This is a genomic window from Streptomyces sp. NPDC001415 (genome assembly GCF_053597395.1).
In genome coordinates this window covers 423,728-442,897 of the sequence record NZ_JBSFIE010000001.1, presented here as the reverse complement: position 1 = coordinate 442,897, position 19,170 = coordinate 423,728, and the positions used below count along the sequence as shown (strand labels likewise).

The 19,170-nt window shown below is 71.5% G+C and carries 15 protein-coding genes; 10 read left to right on the top strand and 5 right to left on the bottom strand.

The window, feature by feature from the left end:
• Positions 1 to 3: 3 nt before the first annotated feature.
• Together ACWC2B_RS01945 and ACWC2B_RS01940 are read right to left on the bottom strand one after the other, a co-directional pair.
• Entirely contained in the window at positions 4 to 588 is a 585-nt protein-coding gene (locus ACWC2B_RS01945) for a response regulator (RefSeq protein ID WP_450714464.1), read from the bottom strand.
• An 11-nt stretch (positions 589 to 599) separates the two neighbouring features.
• Positions 600 to 4,676 carry a HAMP domain-containing protein gene (locus ACWC2B_RS01940; RefSeq protein WP_450714546.1) on the bottom strand — a complete coding sequence of 1,359 codons (4,077 nt, stop codon included), beginning with the start codon at positions 4,674 to 4,676 and terminating at the stop codon, positions 600 to 602.
• 180 nt (positions 4,677 to 4,856) lie between these two features.
• Here ACWC2B_RS01940 and ACWC2B_RS01935 point away from each other — a divergent pair, with 180 nt between their 5' ends.
• Together ACWC2B_RS01935 and hemW are read left to right on the top strand one after the other, a co-directional pair.
• Positions 4,857 to 6,827: a SpoIIE family protein phosphatase gene (locus tag ACWC2B_RS01935; protein WP_450714463.1), complete on the top strand. Its 1,971-nt coding sequence runs from the start codon at positions 4,857 to 4,859 to the stop codon at positions 6,825 to 6,827.
• A gap of 57 nt (positions 6,828 to 6,884) precedes the next feature.
• Positions 6,885 to 8,117, top strand: coding sequence for a radical SAM family heme chaperone HemW (gene hemW / locus ACWC2B_RS01930; protein WP_450714462.1), 1,233 nt, complete (start codon positions 6,885 to 6,887; stop codon positions 8,115 to 8,117).
• Between the two features lie 320 nt (positions 8,118 to 8,437).
• Here the strand turns inward: hemW and ACWC2B_RS01925 are convergent, their stop codons facing one another.
• Positions 8,438 to 9,256, bottom strand: a complete 819-nt coding sequence (locus ACWC2B_RS01925) for a DUF3097 domain-containing protein (RefSeq protein WP_450714461.1) — start codon at positions 9,254 to 9,256, stop codon at positions 8,438 to 8,440.
• A gap of 85 nt (positions 9,257 to 9,341) precedes the next feature.
• A complete protein-coding gene (locus ACWC2B_RS01920; RefSeq protein WP_450714460.1) occupies positions 9,342 to 10,064 on the bottom strand; it encodes an MBL fold metallo-hydrolase in 723 nt (240 codons plus the stop codon).
• 155 nt (positions 10,065 to 10,219) lie between these two features.
• On the opposite strand from ACWC2B_RS01920, the gene hrcA reads away from it, so the two are divergent.
• The 8 genes from hrcA to ACWC2B_RS01880 all read left to right on the top strand — a co-directional run bounded on the left by hrcA (position 10,220) and on the right by ACWC2B_RS01880 (position 17,537).
• Positions 10,220 to 11,239 (top strand): heat-inducible transcriptional repressor HrcA, encoded by a 1,020-nt coding sequence (gene hrcA / locus ACWC2B_RS01915; protein ID WP_053726096.1) that lies wholly within the window; start codon positions 10,220 to 10,222, stop codon positions 11,237 to 11,239.
• Positions 11,240 to 12,379 carry a molecular chaperone DnaJ gene (gene dnaJ, locus ACWC2B_RS01910; protein WP_450714459.1) on the top strand — a complete coding sequence of 380 codons (1,140 nt, stop codon included), beginning with the start codon at positions 11,240 to 11,242 and terminating at the stop codon, positions 12,377 to 12,379.
• Between the two features lie 131 nt (positions 12,380 to 12,510).
• Complete coding sequence (locus ACWC2B_RS01905; RefSeq protein WP_450714458.1) at positions 12,511 to 13,602, top strand: nitronate monooxygenase; 1,092 nt, start codon at positions 12,511 to 12,513, stop codon at positions 13,600 to 13,602.
• Positions 13,599 to 14,342: a 16S rRNA (uracil(1498)-N(3))-methyltransferase gene (locus ACWC2B_RS01900; RefSeq protein ID WP_450714457.1), complete on the top strand. Its 744-nt coding sequence runs from the start codon at positions 13,599 to 13,601 to the stop codon at positions 14,340 to 14,342. The genes ACWC2B_RS01905 and ACWC2B_RS01900 overlap by 4 nt, the downstream gene beginning before the upstream one ends.
• Positions 14,343 to 14,456: 114 nt before the next feature.
• Entirely contained in the window at positions 14,457 to 14,996 is a 540-nt protein-coding gene (locus tag ACWC2B_RS01895) for a hypothetical protein (RefSeq protein WP_450714456.1), read from the top strand.
• A gap of 114 nt (positions 14,997 to 15,110) precedes the next feature.
• Positions 15,111 to 15,470 carry a histidine triad nucleotide-binding protein gene (locus ACWC2B_RS01890; protein WP_450714455.1) on the top strand — a complete coding sequence of 120 codons (360 nt, stop codon included), beginning with the start codon at positions 15,111 to 15,113 and terminating at the stop codon, positions 15,468 to 15,470.
• A gap of 62 nt (positions 15,471 to 15,532) precedes the next feature.
• The gene (locus ACWC2B_RS01885; RefSeq protein ID WP_450714454.1) at positions 15,533 to 16,444 is read left to right on the top strand and encodes a ribonuclease Z; all 912 of its coding nucleotides are present in this window, start codon (positions 15,533 to 15,535) and stop codon (positions 16,442 to 16,444) included.
• Positions 16,445 to 16,532: 88 nt separating this feature from the next.
• Positions 16,533 to 17,537 (top strand): adenosine deaminase, encoded by a 1,005-nt coding sequence (locus tag ACWC2B_RS01880; protein ID WP_450714453.1) that lies wholly within the window; start codon positions 16,533 to 16,535, stop codon positions 17,535 to 17,537.
• A gap of 63 nt (positions 17,538 to 17,600) precedes the next feature.
• Here ACWC2B_RS01880 and ACWC2B_RS01875 read toward each other — a convergent pair whose 3' ends face one another.
• Complete coding sequence (locus tag ACWC2B_RS01875) at positions 17,601 to 18,908, bottom strand: MFS transporter (protein WP_450714452.1); 1,308 nt, start codon at positions 18,906 to 18,908, stop codon at positions 17,601 to 17,603.
• Positions 18,909 to 19,170: the final 262 nt, after the last annotated feature.

Genomic DNA, 19,170 nt, shown 5'->3' with positions numbered 1-19,170 from the left:
TGGTCAATTGCTGCGGGCCCGTCTGAGGGCCCGCAGGGCGTCCTCCAGGCGGGCCATCTGGTGGCGCAGCTCCGGCACCTCGGCGAGTTCGCCCCGGGCCAGCTCGTCCTCGATCGCGCCGAACCGCTCGGCGATCAGGTCGAGCTGCTTCTGCTCGTCCGCCAGCATCCGCTCCAACTGCCGGTTCTTGCGGTGCAGTTCGAGGAACACGTTCACCTTGGCGCGCAGCACCCAGGGGTCGAACGGCTTGGTCAGGAAGTCCGCCGCGCCCGTGGCGTACCCGCGGAAGGCGTAGCCGTCGTCGGCGTCCGTGCCGGTCAGGAAGATGATCGGCACGTCCTTCGTCTGGTCGAGCCGCTTGATGTTGGACGCCGTCTCGAAGCCGTCCATGCCGGGCATCCGCACGTCGAGCAGCACCACCGCGAACTTCCGCCGCAGCAGCGCCTTCATCGCCTCCTCGCCCGAACGCGCCCTGATCAGCGGCTCGTTGAGGGAGCCGAGAACGGCCTCCAGGGCGATGAGATTGTCCTCCATGTCGTCGACGAGGAGGATGCTCGCCCTCTCTCCAGGTGGTGCCTCTGTGCTCATGCCAGGTCGCCTTATGCGCTCGGTGGTACGGCCGCGGACTCCCCGGAGCCGCTCGGCTGCTCCGGGACGGACGGGGTGATGCCGTCAGCCTCCTCCACCCGGCCCTCCGGGTCCAGCAGGGTGCACACGACACCGAGGAGCAGATCCACGTCCACGGGCTTGGGTACGTATTCGTTGGCGCCCTGGGCGATCGACTTCTCCCGGTCGCCGGGCATCGCCTTCGCGGTGAGCGCGACGATCGGCAGATCGGTCCAGAGCGGGCTGCGCCGGATCGCCTCGATCGTCTCGTAGCCGTCCATCTCCGGCATCATGATGTCCATCAGGACGAGCTCGATGTCGGGGTTGCGCTCCAGGGTCTCGATCCCCTCCCGCCCGTTCTCCGCGTACAGGACCGGCATACCGACCCGGCCGAGCACATGGGTGAGCGCGAACACGTTGCGGATGTCGTCGTCGACGATCAACACCCTTCGCCCGGGCAGGACTTGACCGGCCCGGCCCCGCTTCCACTCCTCCAGCTTGTTGGCGGTGGGCCAGCCGTCGTCCTGGTCGGGCAGCAGCAGGTGCTCGTCGGAGAGCCGGTCGGAGGTGTTCAGGGTGAGCTCGGCGCCCTGCTGGTCGGCCTCGCTGGGCACGTGTCCCGGGTAGAGGACGGGAACGTACAGGGTGAAGGTGGAGCCCTGGCCCGGCTCGCTCTCGGCGATGATGCGGCCGCCGAGCAGCCCGGCGATCTCGCGGCTGATGGACAGGCCGAGGCCGGTGCCGCCGTACTTGCGGTTGGTGGTGCCGTCGGCCTGCTGGAACGCCTCGAAGATCACCGGGAGCTTCTCGGGCGCGATGCCGATGCCCGTGTCCCGTACGGCGAAGGCGATCAGATCGTCGGCGCCGTGCAGCACCCCGTTCTCCGGGTCCTTGACGCGGGTGACGCGCAGCTCGACACGGCCCGACGAGGTGAACTTGATGGCGTTGGACAGCAGGTTGCGCAGGATCTGCTGGAGGCGCTGCTCGTCGGAGTACATCTCGCGCGGCACGTCCTCGCCCACCGCCACCTCGAAGGCGAGGCCGCGGTCGAGGGTGATGGGGCGGAAGGTGGCGTGGACGTAGTCCAGGACCTTGATGAGGGGGAGCTTCTTGGGGCGTACGTCCATGCGGCCCGCCTCGATCTTCGACAGGTCCAGGATGTCGTTGATCAGCTGGAGCAGGTCGGAGCCGGAGCGGTGGATCGTGGTGGCGAACTGCACCTCCTGGTCGGACAGATGGGCGTCCGGGTTGTCGGAGAGCAGCCGGGCGAGGATCAGCAGCGAGTTGAGCGGTGTGCGCAGCTCGTGCGACATGTTCGCCAGGAACTCCGACTTGTACTGCGAGCTGGTCGCCAACAGGGCGGCCTTCTCCTCCAGTTCGGCGTTCGAGCGCTGCAACTCGGCCTGCTGGCGCTGGAGTTCGTCCGAGCGCTCCTGGAGCTGGACGGCGAGCCGCTGGGACTCGCTCAGGAGCGACTCCGTACGGGAGTTGGCGATGATGGTGTTGATCGCGACGCCGATGGTGTTCACGAACTGGTCGAAGAAGGCCAGGTGGACGTCGGAGAAGCGGGAGAAGGACGCCAGCTCGATCACGCCGAGCAGCTTGTCCTCGAAGAGGATCGGGATGATGACGACACTGGCGGGGGATGCCTCGCCGAGCCCCGAGTTGATCTTGATGTAGTCCGGTGGCGCCTCCTCCAGGAGGATCCGCTTCTTCTCCAGGGCCGCCTGGCGGACCAGGCCGTGCCCCGGCATGCCGGTCGTGTCCACGGTCGCGCCCTGCGCCGAGCCGTACCCGGCGATGAAGGCGAGCCCCTTGGTGGCGCTGGTGGTGCGGGACGGGGTGCCGTCGCCGTCCGGGTCCGCCAGGAAGAACGCGCCGTACTGGGCGTTCACCAGCGGGGTCAGCTCGCGCAGGATCAGGTCCGCGACCTCCATCAGGTCCCGGTGGCCCTGCATGAGCCCGGCCAGACGGGCCAGATTGGACTCCAGCCAGTCCTTGGCGCGGGTCGTCTCGCGCAGGTTGGACACCATCAGGTTGATGTTGTCCTTCAGCTCGGAGACCTCGCCCCGCGTCTCCACGGTGATCGAGCGCGACATGTCGCCCTGGGCGACGGCCGAGGCGACCTCGGCGATCGCGCGGACCTGGGTGGTGAGGTTCAGGGCGAGTTCGTTGACGTTGGTCGTCAGGCGCTTCCACGTCCCGTACACGCCCTCGACCCTTGCCTGGCCGCCGAGCTGGCCCTCGGAGCCCACCTCGCGGGCCACCCGGGTGACCTCGGAGGAGAACGAGGACAGCGTGTCCACCATGGTGTTGATGGTGGTCTTCAGCTCCAGGATCTCGCCGCGCGCGTCCACGTCGATCTTCTTCGACAGGTCGCCCTGGGCGACGGCCGTCGCGACCTGGGCGATGTTGCGGACCTGTGAAGTCAGGTTGTCCGCCATGTAGTTGACGTTGTCGGTGAGGTCCTTCCACACGCCGGACACGCCCAGCACCTGGGCCCGCCCGCCGAGCCGGCCGTCCGTGCCGACTTCGCGGGCCACCCGGGTGACCTCGTCGGCGAAGGCGCGCAACTGCTCGACCATCGTGTTGACGGTGTCCTTCAGCTCCAGGATCTCACCCCGGGCGTCCACAGTGATCTTCTTCGACAGGTCGCCGTTGGCGACGGCGGTGGTGACCTGGGCGATGTTGCGGACCTGGGACGTCAGGTTGGACGCCATGAAGTTGACGTTCTCGGTCAGGTCGTTCCAGACCCCGGCCACGCCCCGCACCTGGGCCTGGCCACCGAGGTTGCCCTCGGTGCCGACCTCGCGGGCGACCCTCGTGACCTCGTCGGCGAAGGCGGAGAGCTGGTCGACCATGGTGTTGATCGTCGACTTCAGCTCCAGGATCTCGCCCTTCGCCTCCACCGTGATCTTCTTGCCGAGGTCGCCCTGGGCGACGGCGGTCGACACGAGGGCGATGTTGCGGACCTGGGACGTCAGGTTGTCCGCCATGAAGTTGACGTTCTCGGTGAGGTCCTTCCACACCCCGGACACCCCGCGCACCTGGGCGCGCCCCCCGAGGTTTCCTTCCGTACCCACTTCGCGGGCGACCCTCGTCACTTCGTCGGCGAAGGCGGAGAGCTGGTCGACCATGGTGTTGATCGTCGACTTGAGCTCCAGGATCTCGCCCTGCGCGTCGACGGTGATCTTCTGGGACAGGTCGCCGTTGGCGACGGCGGTGGTGACCTGGGCGATGTTGCGGACCTGTGAAGTCAGGTTGGAGGCCATGAAGTTGACGTTGTCGGTGAGGTCCTTCCAGACCCCGGACACGCCCCGCACCTGCGCCCGGCCGCCCAGCTGCCCCTCGGTGCCGACTTCGCGGGCCACGCGGGTGACCTCGTCGGCGAAGGCGGACAGCTGGTCGACCATCGTGTTCACGGTCAGCTTCAGTTCGAGCAGCTCGCCGGTCGCCTCGACCGTGACCGTACGGGTCAGATCGCCACGGGCCACCGCTGTGGTCACCGCCGCGATGTCGCGGACCTGCGCGGTCAGGCGCGAGGCCATGGTGTTCACGGCCTCGGTGACATCGCGCCAACTCCCGCTCAGGCCCTGGACCTTGGCCCGCCCGCCGAGCCGCCCCTCGGTGCCGACCTCTCTCGCGACCCGGGTCACCTCGCCGGTGAACAGCGACAGCTGGTCGACCATCTTGTTGACCGCCCGGCCGAGCCGGCGCAGATCGCCGCGCAGCTGCCGGTTGCCGTCGTGCAGATCGACGCGCTGGGTCAGATCGCCGCCCGCCACCGCGTCCAGAACCCGTGTCGCGTTCGCCGCCGGGACCACAAGGGCGTCGAGCAGGGTGTTCGCATGGCTGATGCCGGCGGTCCAGGCGCCCTGCCCGGGGCTGGCCGAAAGCCGCTCGTCGAGCCGCCCGTGCCGGACCACCTCCCGGCGCACCCGCATCAGCTCGTCGGTGAAGTGCTGGTTGCGCACGGCCATCTGGTTGAAGAGTGCGGCCAGCTCGGCCGGTATTCCCTCGTGGACTTCTTGGAGCCGTACCCGGAAGTCGCCGTCGCGCAGAGCGGTCATGGCGGCGAGCAGGGGGCGGAGTTCCGAGGTGCGGACCCAGCCGTCCTCGTCAGGTGGCATACCACTGTCTTTGTTCATGCGGGCCCACTTCGGTGACTCGGTGCTTATGGGCCCGCTCAGTCTGTCACTCTGTCGGTGTCGTGAGCGGCGCATTCGCGAGAACCGGTCAGGAGCCGCACCGTGGGACCCTTGCCAGCGCAGCGGGAGAGCATGAACCACCTGCATCCCCCGAACTCATACGACCCGTCCGAACGAGCACAGGCGCGGTCCGGCGCCCTCGCCGGGCCGAAACCGCCGGCGGCGCCCGGCGCGTGCCCGACCGCCCGCACCAGCCTCCCCGGCAACCCGCTCGCCCCGGCGGCCGCCCGGCGCTTCATACGAGCCGCCCTTGCCGACTGGGCCGGGACCGGCCCGGTCGCCTGCGCCCAAGTGCCGGAATTCACCGACCAGTTCGCCTACGACGCGGCGATCCTCGTGAACGAGCTGGTCACCAACGCGGTCGTCCACGCGGGCACGACCGTCGACCTGCTGTGCCGTCTGGAGACAGGAGACGGGCCGGAACCCGCCGCCCTCGTCATCGAGGTCTCCGACCGCCATCCCTCCCGTGCGGTACGCAGCGAACCGCGCCGGGCCCGGGACGAGCACGCGGCGTACGAGTACGGCCGCGGCCTCCATGTCGTCGCCGCCCTCGCCGAATGCTGGGGCATCACCTACCGCACCGGGCTGAAGACCGTCTGGGCCCGCCTCACCGTGGACCCCGGCGAGCCCACCGCGCCGCCCCCCGCCCACCGCGACGAACTCCTCCAACGCGGCCTGCGCGCCGCCGAGATCCTCGCCCCGACACCCCACCGCACCCCGCGGCGACACGACCACGACTGGATCAACCGGGGCGCCCTCTCCTTCCTCGCCGAGGCCTCCGACCTCCTCGCCGGGCAGTTCGACGAGGACATGATCGCCGCCCTGGCCGGACAGCTCCTGGTGCCCCGGCTCGCCGACTGGTGCGCGATCTGGCTCGACGAGGACGCGGGCGGCCCGCTCGCCGCGCCCCGCCTGGCCCGCGTCTGGCACGCGAAGGAGGCCGCCATCGAACCGCTGCGGGCCGCCGTCGAGAAGGAGCCGCCCCGGCTGCCCGCCTCCGCCCGCGGCGGCCCGGTGCCGATGCCCTGGCCCCGGACGGCCGAACTCGGCGCGGACGGCGCCGCACTGGCGTACCGGCTCGTCACGGGCGGCCGCGAAGTGGGCGTACTGCTGCTCGGCCGGGCCGGCCTGGCGCGCCTGCCCGACGAGGTCACCGGCCTGATCGAGGACTTCCTGCGCCGGGTGGCCCTCGCGATCGGCGCGGCCCGCCAGTACACCCGGCAGGCCACCATCAGCAGGGTGCTCCAACGCGGCCTGCTGCCCGCCCGGGTCGCCGAGATCCCCGGCATCGACAGCGCCTTCGTCTACGAGCCGAGCAACCAGGCCCTGGCGGGCGGCGACTTCTACGACGTCTTCCCCGGCGCCGACGGACGCTGGTGCTTCGCACTCGGCGACGTCCAGGGCAGCGGCCCCGAAGCCGCCGTGGTGACCGGCCTCGCCCGGCCCTGGCTGCGCCTGCTCGCCCGCGAGGGGTACGAGGTGCACGAAGTCCTCGACCGCCTCAACCAGCTGCTCGTCGACGACGCCACCGAAGCGGCCGAGGCATCGGTCCGCCTCGCGACGGCGGACCCCGCGGGGGAAGCCGACGGCCCGCAGATCCGCTTCCTCTCCCTCCTTTACGGAGAGCTCGTACCGGACCCCGACGGCGCCTCGTTCCGCTGCACCCTGGCCAGCGCCGGACACCCGCTGCCCCTGCTCCTCCGGCCCGACGGCTCGGTCCGGGCGGCCGCCGTCCCGCAGGTCCTGCTCGGCGTGGTCGAGGGCGCCCGCTACGAGAGCGAGAGCCTGCGCCTGACCTCGGGCGACACCCTGCTGTGCGTCACCGACGGGGTGACCGAGCGCCGCTCGGGCCCGCGCATGTTCGACGACGCCGACGGGCTCGCCACGGAACTGGCCGGCTGCGTCGGCCTGACCGCGTCCGGCGTGGCCGGCCGGATCAAGCAGGCGGTGTACGACTTCGCCGAGGTCCCGCCCGCGGACGATCTCGCGCTGCTCGTCCTGCGAGCGAGCTGAACCGACCCGCCCGCCGGGCCGGTCGAGGCAGGGGTGGGCGTGCCGGACAATGGGGGCATGCCTTCCGTACTGCCCGATGGTGAGCCCATGCCCGAGGACGGGTCGCTGCCCCGCCACGCCCTGGAAGGCGCAGGGGACCGGCCACTCGGCTTCTACCTGCATGTTCCGTACTGCGCCACACGCTGCGGCTACTGCGATTTCAACACGTACACGGCGAGCGAGCTGGTGGGCAGGGGCGGCGTCCTGGCCTCCCGCGACAACTACGCGGACATGGTCGTCGAGGAGATCCGCCTGGCCCGGAAGGTCCTTGCCGAGGACCCCCGCCCGGTGCGGACGGTGTTCGTCGGCGGCGGCACCCCCACGCTGCTCGCGGCAGCCGACCTCGTACGCATGCTGGCGGCGGTACGGGACGAGTTCGGCCTGGCCGAGGACGCGGAGATCACGACCGAGGCGAACCCGGAGTCGGTGGACCCGGCCTATCTCGCTGAGCTGCGGGCCGGCGGCTTCAACCGGATCTCCTTCGGCATGCAGAGCGCCCGCCAGCACGTCCTGAAGGTCCTCGACCGCACGCACACCCCGGGCCGGCCCGAGGCATGCGTCGCGGAGGCCCGCGCGGCGGGCTTCGACCACGTCAACCTGGACCTGATCTACGGCACCCCGGGCGAGAGCGACGAGGACTGGCGGGCCTCGCTCGCCGCGGCCGTCGGCGCCGGGCCCGACCACATCAGCGCGTACGCCCTGATCGTCGAGGAAGGCACCCAGCTCGCCCGCCGGATCCGGCGCGGCGAGGTCCCGATGACGGACGACGACGAGCACGCCGACCGCTACCTCATCGCGGACGAGGTGCTGGGCTCCGCGGGCTACTCCTGGTACGAGGTCTCGAACTGGTCCACCACACCCGCCGGGCGCTGCCTGCACAACGAGCTGTACTGGCGCGGGGCGGACTGGTGGGGAGCCGGTCCCGGCGCGCACAGCCATGTGGGCGGGGTGCGCTGGTGGAACGTGAAGCACCCGGGCGCGTACGCGGCGGCCCTGGCGGCTGGGCGCTCGCCCGGCGCGGGACGCGAGATCCTGGCGGGGGAGGACCGCAGGGTGGAACGCATCCTCCTGGAACTCCGCCTGCGTGAGGGCTGCCCGCTGACCCTGCTGCGCCCGGCGGGCCTGGCGGCGGCGTCCCGCGCGGCGGAGGAGGGCCTGCTGGACGCGGAGTCCTTCGCGTCCGGGCGGGCTGTTCTGACCCTGCGGGGTCGGCTGCTGGCGGATGCGGTGGTTCGGGACCTGGTGGACTGAGCGCGGGGTGCCGGTCTGCGCAGTTCCCCGCGCTCCTTAAGGGGCCGCCTTTCGGGCGCGGACCGTGCCGGGTTGCTCGCGCAGTTCCCCGCGCCCCTTAAACCCGTCTTCGGCCTCGGGCCGTGGGTGGCTGGTCGCGCAGTTCCCCGCGCCCCTGACAGCACCGGGTACGGGCACCTCCAGCCTGTCACGGGGGTCCCCCCTGGCCCTTAAGGCCTTGGGGGAGTTTGAGGACGAGCGCCCTTCAGGCGCGACGGGGTCTGGGGCGGAGCCCCGGTGCATCCTGCCCAGCCCCGGTACCCAGCACCCCCCCCGGAGGGCTACGGCGCAGTCACGAAGTCGATCAGGCGCTCCACCGACCCCAGCAGCGACGGATCCAGGTCCTTGTACGACCGCACCCCCGACAGGATCCGCTGCCAAGCGGCCCCCGTGTTCTCGGGCCACCCCAACGCCCGGCACACCCCCGTCTTCCAGTCCTGCCCACGCGGCACGACCGGCCACTCCCCGATCCCCACGGACGCCGGTTTCACGGCCTCCCACACGTCGATGTACGGATGCCCCACCACCAGCACATCCGGATGCGTCACGGACGCCGCGATGCGGGACTCCTTCGAGCCCGGGACCAGGTGGTCCACCAGAACCCCCAGCCGTGCGTCCGGCCCGGGTGCGAACTCGGCGACGATCGCCGGCAGGTCGTCGATGCCCTCCAGGTACTCGACGACCACGCCCTCGATCCGGAGGTCGTCCCCCCAGACCCGTTCCACGAGCTCCGCGTCGTGGCGCCCCTCGACATAGATCCGCCCGGTCCGGGCGACCCGGGCCCGCGCCCCCGGCACGGCCAGCGATCCGGAAGCGGTACGGGCCGGGCGTACGGGGGCGGACGCGGAGGGGCGTACGAGGGTGACGACCTTGCCCTCCAGGAGGAAGCCGCGGGGTGCGAGCGGGAAGACGCGGTGCTTGCCGAAGCGGTCCTCCAGGGTGACCGTCGGCCCCTCGGCCGTCTTCTCGCAGCGGATCACGGCTCCGCAGAATCCGGTGGAGGCCTCCTCGACGACGAGGTCGGTCTCGGCAGGCACCTCGGGCACGGGCGCCTGCTTCTTCTTCCAGGGCGGGGTGAGATCGGGGCTGTAGCTACGCATGGGGCCATTATTCGGGGTGGTCGGGGGCGGAGGGGGCGGCCCCCGCAGATGTGGCGTGGCGGGGGCCGGATCAGGGCGGCCCGGCCTACAACACCCCGAACCGCACCGCGAGTTGATCCCGCTGGGCCCGTACGAACGCCGCGTCCACCACCGCCCCGTGCCCCGGCACGTACACCGCGTCCTCGCCGCCCAGCGAGAGCAGCCGGTCCAGGGCGGCCGGCCAGCGTGAGGTCACCGCGTCGTCGCCCGCCTGCGGCTCGCCCGACTCCTCGACCAGGTCGCCGCAGAAGACGATCTCCGGCGAGTCGCCGGTCGCGGGGACGAGGACAGCGAGGTCGTGGCCGCTGTGACCCGGGCCGACGTTGGCGAGCAGCACCTGGCGGCCGCCCAGGTCCAGCGTCCACTCGCCGCACACCGCGTGGTGCGGCACGACAAGCAGGTCGGCCGCCTCGGCGGCGTCCTCGGCGGACACGCCCTGTTGGGCGGCGGAGTCGCGCACCTCCTCGCGGACCAGGGCACGCTCGATGCCGACCGCGCCGTACACCTCGGCGCCGGAGAACGCGGCCGTGCCCAGAACGTGGTCGAAGTGGGGGTGGCTGAGCGCGATGTGGGTCACACGGCGGCCGAAGAGGGCCTCCGCCTGCGCCCGGAGTTCGGCGCCCTCGCGGAGCGTCGCACCGGTGTCGTACAAGAGGAGCGAGCTCTCCCCGGCGATCAGCCCGGCCGTGGCGTCCCAGACCGGCAGGCGCCTGCGCCCGACCCCGTCACCAAGGCGCTCCCAGCCGAACTCTTCCCAACTGACGTCCATGACGCGACGCTATCCGCAATCGACCGGCGACGCCGCACGGTAGCGTGGTCGGCCGCCCTTGCTAGGGGCGTACCGGTCGGCCGTACACTGGCCGGGGGATTGCTGGCACTCGAACACAGTGAGTGCCAAACGGACGAGAGCTGGAGGTGTGCGCGATGCTCAGTGAACGCAGGCTTGAAGTGCTGCGCGCCATCGTCCAGGACTATGTCGGCACCGAGGAGCCGGTGGGGTCCAAGGCCCTGACCGAGCGGCATGCCCTTGGCGTGTCCCCGGCGACCGTGCGCAACGACATGGCCGTCCTGGAGGAGGAGGGGTTCATCGCCCAGCCCCACACCAGCGCCGGCCGGATCCCGACCGACAAGGGATACCGGCTCTTCGTCGACCGGCTCGCGGGCGTCAAGCCCCTGTCGTCGCCGGAGCGCCGCGCGATCCAGAACTTCCTGGACAGCGCGGTCGACCTGGACGACGTCGTGGCCCGTACGGTGCGGCTGCTCGCGCAGCTGACCCGGCAGGTGGCGGTCGTCCAGTACCCGTCGCTGACCCGGTCCACGGTGCGGCATGTGGAGCTTCTCTCACTCGCCGCGGCCCGGCTGATGCTGGTGCTGATCACCGACACCGGGCGCGTCGAGCAGCGCATGGTCGACTGCCCGGCGCCGTTCGGCGAGGCCTCCCTCGCGGACCTGCGGGCCCGGCTCAACGCACGGGTGGTGGGGCGCCGCTTCGCGGACGTGCCGCAGCTGGTGCAGGACCTGCCGGAGTCCTTTGAACCGGAGGACCGAGGAACCGTTTCGACGGTCCTCGCCACCCTCCTCGAAACCCTGGTCGAAGAGACCGAGGAGCGGCTGATGATCGGCGGAACCGCCAATCTCACCCGCTTCGGACACGACTTCCCGCTGACCATCAGGCCGGTGCTGGAGGCGCTGGAGGAGCAGGTCGTGCTCCTCAAGCTGCTCGGCGAGGCCAAGGAATCGGGCATGACCGTACGCATCGGGCACGAGAACAACGCCCATGAGGGACTGAACTCCACGTCCGTCGTATCGGTCGGCTACGGTTCCGGCGGCGAGGCGGTCGCCAAACTCGGCGTGGTCGGACCGACCCGCATGGATTACCCCGGAACGATGGGAGCGGTACGCGCAGTGGCACGTTACGTCGGACAGATCCTGGCGGAGTCGTAAGTGGCCACGGACTACTACGCCGTACTCGGCGTGCGCCGCGACGCATCACAGGACGAGATCAAGAAGGCGTTCCGGCGCCTCGCACGCGAACTCCACCCGGATGTGAATCCGGACCCGAAGACGCAGGAGCGCTTCAAGGAGATCAACGCCGCGTACGAGGTGTTGTCGGACCCGCAGAAGAAGCAGGTGTACGACCTCGGCGGGGACCCGCTGTCGTCGTCGGGCGGCGGAGGCGGGGCCGGCGGCTTCGGCGCGGGCGGCTTCGGCAACTTCTCGGACATCATGGACGCCTTCTTCGGCACGGCCTCGCAGCGCGGCCCGCGCTCGCGGACCCGCCGTGGCCAGGACGCCATGATCCGCCTGGAGATCGACCTCAACGAGGCGGCCTTCGGCACCACCAAGGAGATCCAGGTCGACACCGCCGTGGTGTGTACGACCTGTTCGGGCGAGGGCGCGGCCCCCGGCACCTCCGCGCAGACCTGTGACATGTGCCGCGGCCGCGGCGAGGTGTCCCAGGTCACCCGGTCCTTCCTGGGCCAGGTCATGACGTCGCGGCCCTGCCCCCAGTGCCAGGGCTTCGGCACCGTGGTCCCCACCCCGTGCCCGGAGTGCGCGGGCGACGGGCGCATCCGCTCGCGGCGCACCCTCACGGTGAAGATCCCGGCCGGTGTCGACAACGGCACCCGGATCCAGCTCGCGGGCGAGGGCGAGGTCGGCCCCGGCGGCGGCCCCGCCGGCGACCTGTACGTGGAGATCCACGAGCTGGCGCACGACGTGTTCCAGCGCCGCGGCGACGATCTGCACTGCACGGTCACCATCCCCATGACGGCGGCGTCGCTCGGCACGAAGGTGCCGCTCCAGACGCTCGACGGCATGGAGGAGGTGGACATCCGCCCGGGCACCCAGTCCGGCCAGTCCATCCCGCTGCACGGCCGCGGCATCACGCATCTGCGCGGCGGCGGCCGCGGTGACCTCATCGTGCACGTCGAGGTCCTGACCCCGAGCAAGCTGGACCCCGCGCAGGAGGACCTGCTGCGCCAGCTGGCCAAACTCCGCGGAGAGGAACGCCCCACGGGCCAGTTCCAGCCGGGCCAGCAGGGCCTGTTCTCCCGCCTGAAGGACGCGTTCAACGGGCGCTGAGTTCTGGGAGGGGGCTACGGGTTGACCCGTAGCCCCCTTTTTTCTGTTCTGGGAGCAGGGTGGCCAGGGTCACCCACCCCGGGAGGAACAGGCGATTCGGTGCGAGAGCAACAGCGTGGCACGATGCGGGCATGGCTTTGACCGATCTCTGCCGGTATCCGATCGTGCAGGCGCCCATGGCGGGCGGCGCCTCCGGTCCGGCGCTGGCCGCGGCCGTCTCCGAGGCCGGAGGGCTCGGGTTCCTGGCCGCCGGGTACAAGACCGCCGACGGCATGTACCAGGAGATCAAGCAGCTGCGGGGGCTGACGAACCAGCCCTTCGGAGTCAACCTGTTCCTGCCGCAGGACCCGCACACCGACCCCGCCGCCATCGAGGTCTACCGCCACCAACTGGCCGGCGAGGCGTCCTGGTACGAGACCGCGCTCGGCGACGCCGACGGCGGGGGCGACGACAACTACGAGGCCAAGCTGGCGATCCTGCGCGAGGACCCGGTGCCCGTGGTCTCGTTCACCTTCGGCTGCCCCGAGCGCCCGGTGTTCGACGCCTTCGCGAAGGTCGGTACGTACACGATTGTCACCGTGACCACCCCCCAGGAGGCACAGGCCGCGCAGTGGGCGGGGGCCGACGCGGTGTGTGTGCAGGGCGTCGAGGCGGGCGGCCATCAGGGCACCCACCGGGACGATCCGCAGGCCGGCGGGGACGGCATCGGGCTGCTCACGCTGATCGGGCTCGTCCGGGAGACGGTCCAGCTGCCGATCGTCGCGGCGGGCGGCCTGATGCGCGGCGCGCAGATCGCGGCGGTGCTCGCGGCGGGCGCGGACGCGGCACAGCTGGGCACGGCGTTCCTGGTGTGCCCGGAGTCGGGCGCGAACGTGCTGCACAAGCAGGCCCTGACCAACCCGCTCTTCGTGCGTACGGAGTTGACGCGGGCGTTCTCCGGGCGGCCCGCGCGGGGCCTGGTGAACCGTTTCATGCGGGAGCACGGGCCGTACGCCCCCGCCGCCTACCCCCAGGTGCACCAGCTCACCGCGGGCCTGCGCAAGGCCGCGGCCGGGGCCGGTGACCCCCAGGGCATGGCGCTCTGGGCGGGCCAGGGCCACCGCCTCGCCCGGGAGCTCCCGGCGGGGCGGCTCGTCGAAGTCCTGGCGGCCGAACTCGACGACGCGGCAGCGGAGTTGACCCAGACACTGCAGAACCTGAGAAACATGAGGAGTGAGTCATGACCGCCCCGGTCTTCGTTGTCGACAAGGTGCCGGTCGGCGGCGAGTTCGTCCTGGACGGGGCGGAGGGCCGGCACGCCGTCTCCGTCAAACGGCTGCACGCGGACGAGGAAGTGACCCTGACCGACGGCGCCGGGAACCGGGCGGACGCCGTGGTCGTCGCGGCCGAGGGCAAGGACCGCCTGGTCGTACGCGTCACGGCGTACGCGACCGAGGAGGAGCCCGCGGTACGGATCACCGTGGTGCAGGCGCTGCCCAAGGGCGACCGGGGCGAGGTCGCCGTGGAGACGATGACCGAGACCGGCGTCGACGCGATCGTGCCGTGGCAGGCCGGGCGCTGCATCACCCAGTGGAAGGGCGAGCGCGGCCTCAAGTCCCTTGCGAAATGGCGCAGTACGGCCCGGGAGGCGGGCAAGCAGTCCCGCCGGGTGCGCTTCCCGGACGTCCGGGAGGCGATGACGACGAAGCAGGTCGCGGCGCTCCTCGCGGAGGCGGACCTGGCGATGGTCCTGCACGAGGACAGGGCCGCCGCCTCGGCCGCCCTGGCCACGGCCGACCTCCCCACCCGGGGCGAGATCGTCCTGGTGGTCGGCCCGGAGGGCGGCGTCTCGCCCGAGGAACTGGTCACGTTCGCCGCGGCGGGCGCGAAGCCGTACCGGCTGGGAAGCAGCGTGCTGCGCACGTCGACGGCGGGGACGGTGGCGGCGGCGGTGCTGATGGCCCGGACCGGGCGCTGGTCCTGACCGGCCCGCGTCCGGCGGCGGGTGACTCGATCCCTGGCCGGGACACACCAAAAGGCGAGCGGATGGCCGCAAGGGGTCTACCGAACCCGGGGCCGCGGTGGCACCCTGGCGCTCATGGGGGCCAAGAGGTCGCACCGCACGGAACCGCACACCGCCCGCCGCAGGGTGTACCGCACCCTGCTGGCGCCGGCCATGGCCGCGCTGGCGGTCGGCGGGGTCGCCGCCTGCGATCCCGTCGGCGGACTCAACTCCGCCGCCGTCGCGGTCACCACGGACCAGACGGCGACAGCCGCCCTGCAGCGCGCGCACGTCGACATCAAGTGGCTGACCTGTACGGCCAACCTCAAGGGCGGCCCCAGCGCGACCCCCTCGGCCGGCAGCACCACGAAGCAGGTCGCCGACGTGAACTGCCAGGGCGAGACCAAGGACGGCAAGCCGATCACCGTCAAGGGAACGGTCACCCAGGAGGTCGAAGGCCGCTGCGTCAAGGGCGACCTGACCGCCAAGGTCGCCGACAAGACCGTCTTCCACGTCAGCGTGCTCGGCAACTGCAACGCCCCCGCCCCGACGACGGGCCCCGGCACCCCCGCCCCCGGCGGCCGGCCCACGGTCACGGTGACCGTAACCGTCACGGAGTCCTTCCGGGGCAAGTAGCACGCGGCGCACGAGCCGAGCAACGCCCCCCCCGTGAGCTCCGTGAGCCGGAACCCCAGAACGCGTTGAGTAGCATGCGGTTACCTGATCAACGCGACCAAGGAGGACCGGACCGTGGCCGGAGAACCGCAGGCCGACTGCCTGTTCTGCAAAATCGTCTCGGGCGATGTCCCGGCGACCATCGTGCGGGAGACCGGGACGACCGTGGCCTTCCGCGACATAAACCCCCAGGCGCCCACCCACGTCCTGGTCATCCCGAAGGTCCACCACCCCGACGCCGCGGCCCTCGCCGCCGCCGAACCGACGATCCTCGCGGACGTGGTGCGCGAGGCCGGGGAGGTCGCCCGCGAGGAGAAGATCGACGGCACCGGCTACCGGATCGTCTTCAACACCGGCAGCGGCGCCGGCCAGACCGTCTTCCACGCGCACGCGCACGTCCTGGGCGGCCGCGGCCTCCAGTGGCCGCCCGGATAAAGAGCCTGTTCGGACACTTACTCCAACCACCCCGCACAGTCCGCACAGCAAGGCAACCCACCGTGTCCGTACGTGAATTGGTGGTGCTCGGCACCGCCAGCCAGGTCCCCACCCGGCACCGCAACCACAACGGCTATCTGCTGCGCTGGGACGGCGAGGGCATCCTCTTCGACCCCGGCGAGGGCACTCAGCGGCAGATGCTGCGGGCCGGGGTCGCCGCCCACGACATCAACCGGATCTGCGTCACGCACTTCCACGGCGACCACTCGCTGGGCCTGGCCGGGGTGATCCAGCGGATCAACCTCGACCGGGTCCCGCACCCGGTCACCGCGCACTACCCGCTCAGCGGCGAGCACTTCTTCGAACGGCTGCGGTACGCCACCGCCTACCGCGAATCCGTGCCGCTTCGCCAGGCGCCGGTCGCGGGGGAGGGCGCGATGCTGGCCGCGACGGCCTCGTACAGCCTTCAGGCGCGCCGCCTTTCGCACCCCGTCGAGTCGTACGGCTACCGGATCGTCGAGCCGGACGGCCGCCGGATACTGCCCGAGCTGCTCGCCGAGCACGGCATCAAGGGCCCCGACGTGGGACGCCTCCAGCGCGAGGGCGAGCTGAACGGCGTCACCCTCGACGACGTCAGCGAGGTCCGGCGGGGACAGCGGTTCGCCTTCGTCATGGACACCCGCCTGTGCGAGGGCGTGAGCGCGCTGGCCGACGGCTGCGACATGCTGGTCATCGAGTCGACGTTCCTCGACGGAGACTTCCAACTGGCCCTGGACCACGGCCACTTGACGGTGGGTCAGGCGGCGGCGGTGGCCCGTGACGCGGGCGTACGCCACTTGGTCCTCACGCACTTCTCGCAGCGGTACTCGGACCCGGACGAATTCGAGCGCCAGGCACGGGCCGCCGGGTACGACGGCGAACTGACCGTGGCCGCCGACCTGATCAGGGTCCCGGTCCCCAAACGCGCGCCCTGAGCGCCATCACCTGAAGCCGCCACCAGCCGCCGCCATCTGAAGCACCCGCCGAAGCCCCTGAAGCACCACCCCCCCTGGAAAGTCCCCCATGCCCCTCCCCATCCCCAAGGCCGAACTCCACCTCCACATCGAAGGCACCCTCGAACCCGAGCTGGCCTTCGAACTCGCCGCCCGCAACGGCGTCGAGCTGCCGTACGCCGACACCGAGGAGCTGCGCAAGGCGTACCTCTTCGACGACCTGCAGTCCTTCCTGAACCTGTACTACTCGCTGATGACGGTGCTCCGGACGGAGGACGACTTCGCCTCGCTGGCCGACGCGTACCTGACCCGGGCCGCCGCCCAGGGCGTGCGCCACGCCGAGATCTTCTTCGACCCGCAGGCGCACATCGCGCGGGGCGTGCCCATCGGCACGGTGGTGGAGGGCCTGTGGCGCGCCCTGTCCGTGAGCGAGGAGCAGCACGGGATCTCGACCCGCCTCATCCTCTGCTTCCTGCGGGACGAGTCGGCCGAGTCGGCGCTGCTCACACTGGAGGCGGCCCGGCCCTACCTGGACCGGATCACGGGCGTCGGGCTCGACTCGGCGGAGGTCGGCCACCCCCCGGCCAAGTTCCGCGAGGTGTACGAGCTGGCCGCCGCGCTCGGGCTGCGCAGGGTGGCGCACGCGGGGGAGGAGGGGCCGCCGGAGTACATCACCGAGGCGCTCGACGTGCTGGGCGTGGAGCGCATCGACCACGGCCTGCGCGCGCTGGAATCCCCGGAACTGGTGGCCCGCCTGGCCCGGGACCGCATCCCCCTCACCCTGTGCCCCCTCTCGAACGTACGGCTGCGCGCGATCGACACCCTGGAGGACCACCCGCTGCCCGCGATGATGGACGCGGGGCTGCTGTGCACGGTCAACTCCGACGACCCGGCGTACTTCGGGGGGTACGTGGACGACACGTTCCACGCGGTGCGGGAGGCGCTCGGGGTGTCCCGCGAGCGCCTTCGGGAGTTGGCGCGGAACTCGTTCGAGGCGGCGTTCCTGGACGACGAGGAGGCGCGGCGGGAGCGGTACCTGGCCGAGGTGGAGGCGTACGACTTCGACACGGAGTAGCCCCCACCCCGCCCCGCCCCTTCCCGAGGAGTGTCACAGCGGGAAGCGGTGGGGCGGGGAAGGCTAGGACGCCAGGACCTTGCGGCGGCGCCTCGCTCGCGAGGTGATCGGGATCTCCGCGACCTCCTGCTCCGGCACCCCGATCTGCGGAAGCAGCGCGGACGAGGCCCCCGCCCGGCCCGCGGCCACGGCCGCCGCCGCACCGCCCCGGCGCCGGATGGAGCCCGGGACGAGCGGCCGCCCGGCCGTGTGCAGTGCGACCGCCGTCATCGGCGCGGCGATCAGCAGGAGCAGCGTGCACAGCACGAACCCCATGACCCGGTACCCCGCGTACTCCGAGAGCAGGCTGCCCGTGAGCGGCCCGCAGGCCACCCCGAGCGAGGAGGCCGAGCCGGCGAGTACCGCCCAGCGGCCGCGCGGGTCGAGCGACGCGGACAGGCCGATCAGGTACGAGAGGACCACGGGGTAGAAGACGTTCCAGAGGATCTCGCCGGACGCGAAGGACACCAGGCCCCGCGCCGACGAACTCGCCACGATGCAGCACGCGATGATCGCCGTACCCGCCCCGATCGGCACCGCCCGCCCGAGCCGCGCGCCGAGCGCACCCGCACCGAGTACGCCGAGCAGCCCCGCGCCGAGCCCCGCCGCGAACACCATGCCGACGGTGACCTCGGTCAGCCCGGCCTGGGTGAGGCCGATCCGCCCGCTCACCCCCCACAGCGCGTTCTGCGCGAGGGACCAGCAGAGCATGGTCGCGGCCAGGACCGTACCGGAGCGGCGGTGGGGGAGCCGTACGCCCATGGGCTCGACGGTGTCCACCGGCCGGCCCGGTCCGTAGCTGTCCGGAAGCCGCCGCGTCGCGGGCCACACCAGCGCCGCCACCACCGCGATCGCGGCCAGCGGCGTCGCGTGCCCGCCGCCGAGGTGAGGGATCGTCAGATAGAGCGCGCCCGCCGTCGCGGAGACCGAGAGCAGGCCCAGCGTGGAGGCCCGGTGGGGGTCGCGCTGGGCGGCGATACCGGCGGCGGCCACCGCCGTGGCCGTACCGGAGCCGAGGCCGCCGACCACCGCGCCCGCCACCACGAGCGGGACCAGGGTGGTCAGGGCGGCGCCGCCGTACCCCGTGATCGCGAGGAGCAGGCCGAGCCTGGCGAGGCGGCGCGGGCCGTGCCGCTCGACTCGTGAGGCCAGGGTGAAACCGGCCGTCGCCGAGCTCAGCAGCAGGGTGGAGCCGACCAGTCCGGCCTCTGCGGGCGAGAGCCCGAGCCCGGCTGAGAGGCGGCCGACGACGGTGGGAAGGAGGTACGCGGCGAGGTAACCGGCGGTGAAGACGGCGACCAGGGGCCAGGCGGCACGAGAGCGTGCGGACATGGGCGTTCCAAGGAACAGTGCCCGTGGGGCAGGGAGGTCAAAGAGGGGGGATGCGCCCGGTGTTGTACGGGAACGCGGGCCCAATTTGTATCAAGCGTCCGGAGTGCGCGAAAAGCCGAGAGTCAGTGATCTGGGTCACATGTTGTTTGGCCTGGGGTTGGTCGGGTAAATGAGCGAATTTCTCTCCGGGGGAGGGGAGTTGGGGCGGTCGCCGGAGGACGGCACCCTTGACGTCGAGAAGTTCACATACCTAGTCTCAATT

What these genes read in the sequence shown, in the direction of transcription:
- ACWC2B_RS01875 (WP_450714452.1), bottom strand. Translation starts at nt 18,908, where the DNA reads ATGTCCGCACGCTCTCGTGCCGCCTGGCCCCTGGTCGCCGTCTTCACC.
- ACWC2B_RS01945 (WP_450714464.1), bottom strand. Translation starts at nt 588, where the DNA reads ATGAGCACAGAGGCACCACCTGGAGAGAGGGCGAGCATCCTCCTCGTC.
- ACWC2B_RS01940 (WP_450714546.1), bottom strand. Translation starts at nt 4,676, where the DNA reads ATGACCGCTCTGCGCGACGGCGACTTCCGGGTACGGCTCCAAGAAGTC.
- hrcA (WP_053726096.1), top strand. Translation starts at nt 10,220, where the DNA reads ATGCTCAGTGAACGCAGGCTTGAAGTGCTGCGCGCCATCGTCCAGGAC.
- ACWC2B_RS01920 (WP_450714460.1), bottom strand. Translation starts at nt 10,064, where the DNA reads ATGGACGTCAGTTGGGAAGAGTTCGGCTGGGAGCGCCTTGGTGACGGG.
- ACWC2B_RS01880 (WP_450714453.1), top strand. Translation starts at nt 16,533, where the DNA reads ATGCCCCTCCCCATCCCCAAGGCCGAACTCCACCTCCACATCGAAGGC.
- ACWC2B_RS01925 (WP_450714461.1), bottom strand. Translation starts at nt 9,256, where the DNA reads ATGCGTAGCTACAGCCCCGATCTCACCCCGCCCTGGAAGAAGAAGCAG.
- ACWC2B_RS01905 (WP_450714458.1), top strand. Translation starts at nt 12,511, where the DNA reads ATGGCTTTGACCGATCTCTGCCGGTATCCGATCGTGCAGGCGCCCATG.
- ACWC2B_RS01900 (WP_450714457.1), top strand. Translation starts at nt 13,599, where the DNA reads ATGACCGCCCCGGTCTTCGTTGTCGACAAGGTGCCGGTCGGCGGCGAG.
- ACWC2B_RS01895 (WP_450714456.1), top strand. Translation starts at nt 14,457, where the DNA reads ATGGGGGCCAAGAGGTCGCACCGCACGGAACCGCACACCGCCCGCCGC.
- hemW (WP_450714462.1), top strand. Translation starts at nt 6,885, where the DNA reads ATGCCTTCCGTACTGCCCGATGGTGAGCCCATGCCCGAGGACGGGTCG.